The sequence below is a fragment of the Streptomyces sp. NPDC101151 genome, from assembly GCF_044768335.1.
In the GTDB taxonomy this organism is placed as follows: domain Bacteria; phylum Actinomycetota; class Actinomycetes; order Streptomycetales; family Streptomycetaceae; genus Streptomyces.
In genome coordinates this window covers 40,494-50,384 of record NZ_JBIWPP010000049.1, presented here as the reverse complement: position 1 = coordinate 50,384, position 9,891 = coordinate 40,494, and the positions used below count along the sequence as shown (strand labels likewise).

5 protein-coding genes are annotated in these 9,891 nt (G+C 68.2%); 1 reads left to right on the top strand and 4 read right to left on the bottom strand.

The features are described 5' to 3' along the window. Positions 1–659: 659 nt before the first annotated feature. Together ACIRU3_RS42605 and ACIRU3_RS42600 are read right to left on the bottom strand one after the other, a co-directional pair. Complete coding sequence (locus ACIRU3_RS42605; protein WP_404068925.1) at positions 660–4,634, bottom strand: tetratricopeptide repeat protein; 3,975 nt, start codon at positions 4,632–4,634, stop codon at positions 660–662. A gap of 12 nt (positions 4,635–4,646) precedes the next feature. Continuing rightward, positions 4,647–5,060, bottom strand: a complete 414-nt coding sequence (locus ACIRU3_RS42600) for a trypco2 family protein (protein ID WP_404068922.1) — start codon at positions 5,058–5,060, stop codon at positions 4,647–4,649. A 373-nt stretch (positions 5,061–5,433) separates the two neighbouring features. On the opposite strand from ACIRU3_RS42600, the gene ACIRU3_RS42595 reads away from it, so the two are divergent. Continuing rightward, positions 5,434–6,144, top strand: a complete 711-nt coding sequence (locus ACIRU3_RS42595; protein WP_404068920.1) for a hypothetical protein — start codon at positions 5,434–5,436, stop codon at positions 6,142–6,144. Here ACIRU3_RS42595 and ACIRU3_RS42590 read toward each other — a convergent pair. Both ACIRU3_RS42590 and ACIRU3_RS42585 read right to left on the bottom strand, forming a co-directional pair. Next, positions 6,047–6,658: a sarcosine oxidase subunit gamma gene (locus ACIRU3_RS42590; RefSeq protein ID WP_404068917.1), complete on the bottom strand. Its 612-nt coding sequence runs from the start codon at positions 6,656–6,658 to the stop codon at positions 6,047–6,049. The two genes, ACIRU3_RS42595 and ACIRU3_RS42590, sit on opposite strands and share 98 nt — an antisense overlap. After that, positions 6,651–9,887: a sarcosine oxidase subunit delta family protein gene (locus ACIRU3_RS42585; protein ID WP_404068915.1), complete on the bottom strand. Its 3,237-nt coding sequence runs from the start codon at positions 9,885–9,887 to the stop codon at positions 6,651–6,653. Before ACIRU3_RS42585 ends, ACIRU3_RS42590 begins: the two co-directional genes overlap by 8 nt. Positions 9,888–9,891 lie beyond the last annotated feature (4 nt).

Sequence of the window (9,891 nt, the reverse complement as noted above, 5' to 3'; positions counted from 1 at the left end):
GACTTCCCACGGCTTCGGCCGAGCCACCCCGCACCCCCAAATCATCGAGCTCGGAGTGATCCAACCACCTCGAAGATCATTTCGTTAGGGGTTCTTAGGCGGTCACACCAGTAAACCGTTGGCTACAGGCCTGCGATCCAGGGATGTCCCGGGTGTACGCGGGCGAGTAGCTCGGCCAGGGTCTCGCGCTGAGCCGAGGTCATGCGCGGGAAGGTCGCCTCGAAGTCTGTTTGATCCTTTCGGCGGGCGTGCTTGGCCTTGAACAGCAGGACCAGTTCAGGGCGTGCTGATCCCGGCCAACCGCTGCGCGACCTCACTCGGGGTCCAGCATGATGACCACCTGGCGGGGAGGGCTTCGATCTCGTCGGATGACCACTCGATGCCGCCGCTGGCAGGTGCATTGGCTGCAGATAGTTTGAGCCCGGCTGGCTTCACGCCCTGGCCCCAATTACTGGGGGTGTGCTCCGGCCTAGATGTCTCTGCACCGCTAGCTGCTCAGCACGACTCCGGAATTGGCGACATTGCAGCTTCTGCTGCGGGTGAGGCGATAGGGAAGCACTGAAGGATGGGGCTCTGGGAAACTGCCGTGAATGCAGTATGTGCAGTTCCCTGTCGTGAGCTATGGGGTGGAACCCTTCATTCATTCCGATCAATGGTGGTCAGGTCGGCGGCGTCTCACCCCTGCGGCGGTGGAGTTCATCGAGGAGGTGCAGAGCAGCTGACCGGGTCACCTCATCTGTGCTTTTCGCCGCCTCCACGAGTGGCTCCAGGGCGCCGGCATCATCCCCTCGTTCCAGCCGGACGATGCCGAGCTGGAGCAGGAAGTCAAGGCGCCTCGCGCCGACGACCTGCGTCAGTGCGTCGCAGGCGAGGCGTTCGGCCTTCGCTTGGTCGTCACTTGCCCGGGCGAGATGTACCTGAATGAGTTGCGCGATGGCCGGATCGACTTGTTCCAGTGTGGCGGCGGCCTCCAGGATCGGACGGGCCTCCTCGTCGCGGTTGTCGTTGATCAGTTGCTCCCCGAGCCGGAGTGCGGCGAGTGCAGCAGCCGTTGGATGGGGGCTGTCGAGCATCCGCCGGTACAGTGAGGCGGCCTCCTCGTGCGTTCCCAGCAGGCTCTTGAGCAGCCCCATGTTCACGGTCGCCAGTGGGGTGATCTCTGGGTCTGCCTCAGCGATCGCTTCAGCCAAGTGTTGCTCTGCCTCGTGGTACTGGCCGCACATCAGAAGGGCCAGTCCCAGATTGGCCCGGACACGGAGTGGGGCGTTTTGCTGTGTGTCGAGGATGGATCTGAACAGGGGGACGGCCCGGTCCGGGGCCCCAAGGAGCAGCCGACTCTCGGCCAGTAAGTCCCGTGCTGTTCCTGCCAGTTCGGCGTTGTCACTTTCGACAACTGACTCAAGCAGCGATTCGACCTCTGGCAGACGACCAGCCTCGTGCTCGAGGAGTGCCAGGTCGATGCGGGCGTACAGAGACCAGCGGGGGTGCCCACTGTCTACGGCCTTGAGGTAGCACATCGCTGCCTCATCGCGCCTGTCACTGTCTTTGTAAAGGTCGCCAAGTAGATCCGCGGCTTCTGCGAATACATCTGGATCCTTGCTCTGCATGGCCTCCTGGTACAGCGATATCGCGACTGACGATTCTCTGTGCTGCCGAGCGAGGCGGAGGGCGGCCTCCGCGGCATACACTGCATCTCCGCTGCTGTGGGCTGCGCGCCAGTAGCTCTCTGCCTCCTGCATTCCGACTTCCTCGGCGCGCAGATCACCAAGCACGATCGAAGCCGCGGCGCGGACCCTCACGATCGGGGACTGCGTGGCGCTCCGCAAGCTCTCCTGCGCTGCTCGGCGGTCTTCACCTCGCAGATGCGTGCCGAGGAACAGCAGAGCGTTGTGAGCGGCCACGAGGTTGGGGCACTGCGCTACCGCGGTGAGTGTCCGTACGGCTTGTTCGTGCAAACCTCTTGCTGAATACAACCATCCAAGGAAGAGCTCCGCGACCGTAGCGTGCTGCATGTGGCCCGAAGCTATTACCTCTTTCAGAAGCTTCTCGGCCTCCTCGAAGTGTTCGGTCTCCAAGTGGCCCCGGGCGAGAGAGATCTTTGCTGGAAGGGAGCCGCAGGGCAGACCGGTTGCAATTGCCTCGCGTAGCAACGGCTCAGCCGCCGACATACCTTCCATGTGCCGCATGATCTCGCCCAGGTTGGCCAGCGCCACCGCCCGTTCCTCGAACGGCATGTCATCCAGGGCAAGGACCCGCTCGAACTCCGTCTTCGCCACATCGAAATGCCCGTTGTCCTCGGCAATCTTTCCCCGAATCACGTGGCCCATGGCCTGGATCCGGGGCCGCGGAGATTTCAAGGCATGTTCTAGATGCTGCTGCGCGACTTCTGCGTCCCCGTTACGCATCACGGCGATAAGGGCGAGGTTCAGATGGGCAGATTCGACCACTGTCTCGTCATCGTCCATCAGAGCTGCCACGAGGATCGGTGCGGCCTCATCGAAGCGGCCTTGCTCTGCAAGGATCTTCCCGCAGTTCACACGCGCGCTGGCGGTGAGTTCGGGGTGGTCAGACGAGATGACCTCGCACGTCGCCTCCAGTGCTTCGTGCTGGTTCCCGAGCGCGTCCAGGGCGCGTCCGATATTCAGCTTGGCGATCAGCGTGGCATCAGACTGCGGGTCGATCGGCTCGGCAAGGAAGAGTCGGTATGCCTCAACGGCCCCTCGATAGTCACCGCGTCCCAGGGCAACCTGGCCGACGAAGAAGCGGCCCACGACGACGAGCTCGGGATCATCAGAGCCGAGGGCACGGCGCCCGGCTTCGTCCGCGACCCAGTGGATGCGACGCAGCGCGGCCTCGTAGCCGACCGTGAGCAACCCTTCTTCGTCGACCCAGGTCAGAAGCTTCTTCCACGTGTGGTCTGGGATCGGGACGGGGCGCCGTTCGGGCCCGCCCTGGCCATCCAAATAAGAGACGATGTAATCGTGAGCCGTGTAGCACGGCCTCTCGTCCTGGCCCGCCTCACTGATCAGAGCGACGTGCGAGACGATCGGGCTGCTGGCCCAGTGCGCGCCTTCGACGAGTTCGTGGTCCTTGGGGCGCTGGGTCGGCCGGGATTCGGAGAGATACAGGCGGGCCAGTTCCCACAGGCGGTGCTGCGGAATCTCTTCGCTCATTCCGGCCCGTTTCCAGTCAGCCGCAGCCTGAACGACAGCACGCCCAGCTGGACCGCTGCCGTCGAACTTCTGCTTGAGCTCCGGTGCGGCGGCCAGCCGTTCCCCGATGCTCACTCCGCCGGAGAAATCTTCCTTCGGGTAGACGACAGTCGCCCTTACCCGCTCCTCGTCGGTGAGCCTTCCGTCGACGCGTACATGCTTTTCTGCGCGTCGGAGCACCCACTTGGCCTCCGGCAGCAGGAGATCACTCGTACTGAGCTTGGCATGCTGCTTGTCGGTCATGGTGCCAATCAGGATGAGTTTGCTGTCAGCATGCAGCAGGCGGTTCAGCAACCGCCGATCAAGCGCTTTCGCGACGAGGTGAGCGGCCAGGTTGTCCAGCCACAGCACGCTCCGAATGCCTGTCGCCGCTCTCAGGCCGTCTCCTGCGAACAAAGCATGCAGCGCGCGGGGCCCGAACTGTGGCACGATCAGTTTCGCGTCGCCGTACAGCGTGCTGATCGCCTCGAAGGCCAGTCGAGACTTTCCCGCCTTCGTGTCGCCGGTGATCAGTACGAAGCGATGGTCCCGTAGCGCGCCGAGGACCTGCGGGTCGTATTCACCTCGCTTGACATAAACGTCCTTGCCGGTACCCCTGTACGGGGATGGGGACACCCCGATGTCGTACATGTCGACTTCGCCAACGGTGGGAAGTGACCCGTTGGCGGTCAGTGGCACGGCGAGGTTCTCGGCCTCGGTGGCTGGCCACGGCGTCGGCAGGACTGGGAGGTTCCCCGAGTTGCGGACCCCCAGGGCGTCCCACACACGTTCTCGCACCAGTGAGGGGAGCAGGTCGATTGCGTCGATCGGGGTGATGGTCAGTGAACTGCTGCCCTCGCGCAGATTGTGGCTGCGTACCACCCCTATGATCATTCCCCCGGACACAACGACCGCCCCGGACATGCCTCCCCAGGGACTGCGGGGCTGGTCAAGGCTGCCGTGGGGCATCGGTTGACCAGCGATTTCGGGACCCGTCGCCTTTAGCGCAAGCAGGCCCCTGTACGGCCCGCGGCCCCGGCCTTGGGCCAGGTCGGTCGCGGTCAGCCCCTCCGCCGTCGGCACAAAGCCGTCGATTTGCACCAGGATCCGATCGCTGCCGGACGCCTTCCAGCGAGGAAACCCGAGTGCCTGACAGCCCTCGACCTTCGTCGCCCTGCTGCGGTCGACGCGAGCGCACCGGAGGCGCTCTGTGGGATCGGCGTCTGGCACCTCCAGCACAGCTACATCCACCAGAGGGTCGTGCGATCTGACGTGAATGACGGCGGGCAGGTCTGCGCCGTGGTGGCGCACCCAGTGACCAGTGCCCTTTGCGCAGTGATCGGCGGTGAGCACGAGGCGTTCGCCAATCCACAGCCCAGAGCCAACCCGGCTCTCACCGTTGAGCGTGTAGCCGATAAGCGCGGCTCGTTCGGTGACGATCATGGGCAGCCTGACCTACAGCCCGTCGTCCAGCGGCAGTTCGCCAACGTCCGGAGGAAGCTCCATCTCGGCATCAGAGATCAGGAAGTCGACTTGGTTGCCGTCAGGGTCGTAGCCCACGGGGTCCAAGGTCAGCTTCAGCGTCTGTGTGGTGACGGACGAGCGGGAGGAGTCTCCGCCCAGCTCGACAAGCCACCACTTGGCTTTGACACTTCCGCCAACAGCCTTGGTCACCGCGACCTGTACCGTGAGCTCCACGGGCGAGGGCCGAAATCGCAGCCGTGCGCCCTCACTGCTGGACCAAGCCTGCTGTAGTTCCTCCCGCAACGCGTTGACGGCTTCGGCAAGTCCGACCACACCGTCCGGCGTTCTCTCCCCCACGGCACCCCCAGCGACGAGCGATGCACCCATCATGTCGCGTCGGCTCACCGCACGGTAGGCGCTCGGAAAACTCCGCCACACGGTACTGGGGTCCGCCCAGTGATGCCCCGGCCGTGGCCAGCACTCAGCGAGCCGTCAACAGGCGCGTCATCATGCTGATGATGGACAGGTCCCATCGTGCGCACTGCGGTGGGAAGCTGTCCGTCCCCGCCGGGATGCGGGAGGTTCAGCACCGAGCGGCCAGCCCTCCGCCTCGTCAACCCCGTCGGCGTGATCTTCGTTGGAGGACGGCGCCACACCAGAGCGATGACGAATGCCAACGACGTTCAGCGCAGCCCGAAGACGGTGTAGCTCTTCTGCAGGGAAGTGCTGAGCTGCCTGTTTGTTGATCGGTGCTGGGTCGGATCGCTGTCCTCCTACCGTGACGATGGAGGAGGCGGTGTCGATGGCGTCGTTGATCGAGGAGTTGGAGACACCGGGAAGCCGCGGCCATGTGCGGGTGGAGGAACTCGCATTGCAGAGCGCCGAGTTGACGATGCATCTGGAGGATGAGCGGGAGGCGTGGTCGTGTTTGCGGGTGACGCGGGAGACGGTGGCCGAGGTGGTGCCGCACTGGCGGGAGGGGCTCTCGGCGGATGCGCTGCCCGATGTGTACTGGGACATCGTGGAGGTCGTGGCGGATGCGCCGGCGCCGATGCAGGCGAAGCAGATCGTGCCGGGGATCGGGCTGCCTGCGGTGACGACGAAGATCGAGGGCACACGGGGGAGGCTCTTCTTCCTACCTTCGAAGGTGCCAGCCAAAATGAAGAGAAGAAAGAAGAGCGCGGTGGAACCGTACGACGCCTTCGATGCCATCGATCCGTTCGTCGCCACAACAAGGGCCTTCGACTGCCTGAAAAGCGACTTGGCCGGGCCCCAGACGGCGGGGCTGCCTCGTCGTGACCTGGAGGACCTGATCGAGATTGGCCGACGGGCTGGAGGCGCCGGCCAAGGAGCCGGGCGGGACGAGCCCGTCGGCGGGCGGCTGCCCGTGCTCAGGCGCCCCGCCGGTACTCCACGGCCGCGTCCAGCAGCCAGTCCGTCAGGTAGCCGGCGAAGGACGAGCGCACCAGTACCCAGAAACCGGCCCTGATCTCGTCGCGGGCGACCAGCACGACCTGTGTGCGCGCCAGCGTCGTCTGGGCGCACCGGCCGGGGCCGAAGGCCCGCGGGTGGAGGTCCAGTGGGCAGCCGTGGGACAGCAGGTCGCGGGCACGGGGTCCGGCGACCAGGAGCGTGGTGCGCTGGGCCGAGACGTCGGTGACGGAGACGGGATCGTCCCCGGCCGCCGAGCGGATCCGGCCCTCCAGGTCCCGCTGGGCGCCGGGCGGGCCTGCCACCAGCCATTCGTCGGGGCCGAGCCACACCGCGGTCAGGTGCCCCGCGCGCACCACGGTGTTGGGCTCCAGGGGCAGCTGGAGTCCCAGGGCGAGTCCGACGGCGTCCGCCGCCGGGCTCTTCGCGTCGAGGCGGACGTTCAACTGGGCCAGGAAGGGGAGTTCGGCCAGGCGGACCGCGCCCCCGCAGGAGCGCGTCACGGCGGCCAGACGGTCGGCGGCATGCGCCAGGGGGCTGCGCTGCCGTGCGGTCGGGGCGGTGTCAGCCATCGCGGCGGGCTCCCTCGGGGTCGTAGAGGACGGGGCTTGCGACGGTCACCGGCAGCAGCCGGTCGCCGACGGGTGCGTAGAGGCGTTCGCCGATGCGGTCCCGCCCGCCCTTGACCAGGGCGAGCGCGAAGGTCCGGCCCAGCGCCGCGCTGCGGTAACTGGAGGTGACATGGCCGAGCATGGGGACAGGCGGGGCGGGCAGTTCGCTCCCGGCGACCAGCTGGGTGCCCTCGGGGAGAAGGGCGGCCGGATCCTCGGGGAGGAGACCGACGAGGTGCTTGCGGTCGGGGCGGACGGTGTCGGCGCGGGTGTGGGAGCGCTTACCGATGAAGTCCGGCTTCTTCTTCGACACCGCCCAGCTCATGCCCAGGTCCTGCGGGGTGACCGTGCCGTCGGTGTCCTGGCCGATGATCGGGTAGCCCTTCTCGGCGCGCAGGACGTGCATGGTCTCGGTGCCGTACGGGGTGATCCCGTACGGGGCGCCGGCCTCGTACAGTGCCTCCCACAGGGCGAGGGCGTCCCACGGCGACACATTGATCTCGTAGGCGAGTTCGCCGGAGAAGCTGATCCGGCATACGCGCGCGTCGAGGTCGGCGACGGTCGTCTCCCGCCATGCCATGAACGGGAAGTCGTCGTTGGACACGGCGAGTTGCGGCGCGAGCGCGCCGAGGAGCGGGCGGGAGCGGGGGCCGACCAGGGCGACGGTGGCCCACTGCTCGGTGACCGAGGTGCAGTGGACACGCAGTTCGGGCCACTCGGTCTGCAGCCACTCCTCCATCCAGTCCAGGACAGCGGCCGCGTTGCCCGTGGTGGTGGTGACCAGGAAGCGGTCCTGGGCGAGTCGGATGACGGTGCCGTCGTCGAAGACCATGCCGTCCGGGCGGCACATCACGCCGTAGCGGATCATGCCGGCCTTCAGGGTGCTCATCATGTTGGTGTAGAGCAGATCGAGGAAGGCCGCGGCGTCCGGGCCCTGCACGTCGATCTTGCCGAGGGTGGAGGCGTCCATGAACGCCACGGTCTCGCGGGCGGCACGGCACTCGCGCAGCACGGCGCTCTCCATGTCCTCGCCGTCCTGCGGGTAGTACCGGGGCCGCTTCCACTGGCCGACGTTCTCGAAGCGGGCGCCGTGCTCGACATGCCATCCGTGCAGGGCGGTCGTGCGGATCGGGTCGTGCAGGGCGCCGCGGTCGCGGCCCGCGAGGGCGGCGAAGGAGACGGGTGTGCAGGGCGGGCGGAACGTCGGCAGTCCGAGTGCGGCGATGTCCACGCCCAGGAGTTCCGCGACGATGCCGCTCGCGAGGACGCCTGCGGTCCTGCCCTGGTCGTTGGCGGTGCCGGCCGTGGTGTAGCGCTTGGTGTGCTCGACCGAGCGCAGACCGGCCCCGGTCGCGCGGGCCAGGTCGTCGACGGTGACGTCGCGTTGGAGGTCGACGAAGCGGGGTGCGCCGGTGGGTGCCGGGACGGCGAAGACCTGCATGGGCGGCGACTGTGGCCGGGCGGCGACCGCGGGGAGCGCGGGTGCCTCGGCGGTGTAGCCCTCGGCCTCCACAGCGCGGGCCCCTGCCGTCGCGCCCTGGGCGAGCGCCGCGGCGGGGTCGAAGATGCCGGCCGCGCTGCCCGCGACCTCCAGTGCCTGACGGCAGGTGTCCGGGACGAACGTGCCGAGCGCCTCGTCGTGGCGGAGCTTGCCGCCGGCCTGGCTGAACAGGTGCGCCACGGGGTTCCAGCCGCCGGAGACCAGGAGGAGGTCGACGGCGAACTCCCGCTGCGGTGCGGTCTCTCCGCAGGGGGCGACGGTCACGGCGGTGAGGCGGGCCTCACCCTCCGTGCCGGTGACGGCGTGGCCGGTCAGCACCTCGATGCCGGCGGACCGGGCCCGGTCGGCCCACGCGCCCGGGTCGGGGCGGGTGTCGACGACCGCCGCGATCTCGACGCCCGCCGCCGCGAGGTCGAGGGCGGCTGCGTAGGCACTGTCGTTGGTGGTGAAGACGACGGCATGACGGCCGGGGACGACGCCGTATCGGTGGACGTAGGTGCGGGCCGAGGCGGCCAGCAGCACGCCCGGGCGGTCGTTGTCCCCGAAGGCCAGTGAACGCTCGTGGGCGCCGGTGGCGAGGACGACCCGGCGGGCGCGGATGCGCCAGACGCGTTCGCGGGAGACGTTCTCGGGGGCCTGCGCGCCGAGGTGGTTGGTGCGGCGTTCGACGGCGAGGAGGTGGTTGTCGTCGTAGTGGCCGAAGACGGTGGTGCGGCGCAGGACGCGCACCTCGGGGGCCGCGGCCAGCAGGGCGGCGGTGGCCGTGACCCAGTCGAGGTGTTCGGCCGTGCCGAGCAGGCTGCCGCCGGGCTCCGGCTGGTCGTCGGCGAGGATGACGCGGGCGCCGCTGTGTGCCGCCGCGGCCGCCGCCGCGAGGCCGGCCGGGCCGGCGCCGACGATCAGCAGGTCGCAGTGGACGTGTACGGCGTCGTAGCGGGCGGGGTCCGGTTCGGTGGCGAGGCGGCCCTGGCCGGGGAGGCTGCCGGCGACCAGGCCGTCGTACAGCTCGACGGTCGTCGCGGGGAGCATCGGCTCGGGGAAGGGGGCCTCGATCTGGACCACCGCGTTGGGCTCCTCGACGCCGGCCGAGAAGATGCCGCGGGGACGGCCGAGCTTGATGCTGGTCGCTGCCGCGATCACGCCGTTGGCAAGGAGGGCGGAGGCGAGGGTGTCGCCGCGGTAGCCCTGGTATCGGGTGCCGTCGAAGGTGAAGGTGAGGGGGGTGTCCCGGTCCACTCGGCCGCCGGTGGGCAGGCGGAACGGCTGAGTTCCGCCCCCCACCCCGCCCTTTCCCTGAACCAGGGTGGCTGTCCCCTGGACCCCCGCCGGGGGCACCGCCCCCAGACCCCCCGTCGGCCCTGAAGGGGCCTCGTCGTCAAGCGCCGGACAGGCTGATACGACCGGCCTCGGCTCGCTTGCGGCCGGACGCTCCTCCCCCGCCCGGTACACCGCGAGGATCTCGTTCGTCGCCGTGTCCCGCACCGCGTTGAACCACCTGCGGCAGCCCGCCGCATGGCTCCAGCGCTCGGCGAACGGCCCCTTCGGGTTGTCGCGGAAGAACAGGTACCGCGCCCACTCCTCGTCGGTGAGGGCGGCCGGGTCCTCGGGGTAGGCCACGTGCGCCTGGCCGCCGTAGTGGAACTCGGCCTCGTCGCGGGGCCCGCACCACGGGCAGGGGATGAGCAGCATGTCG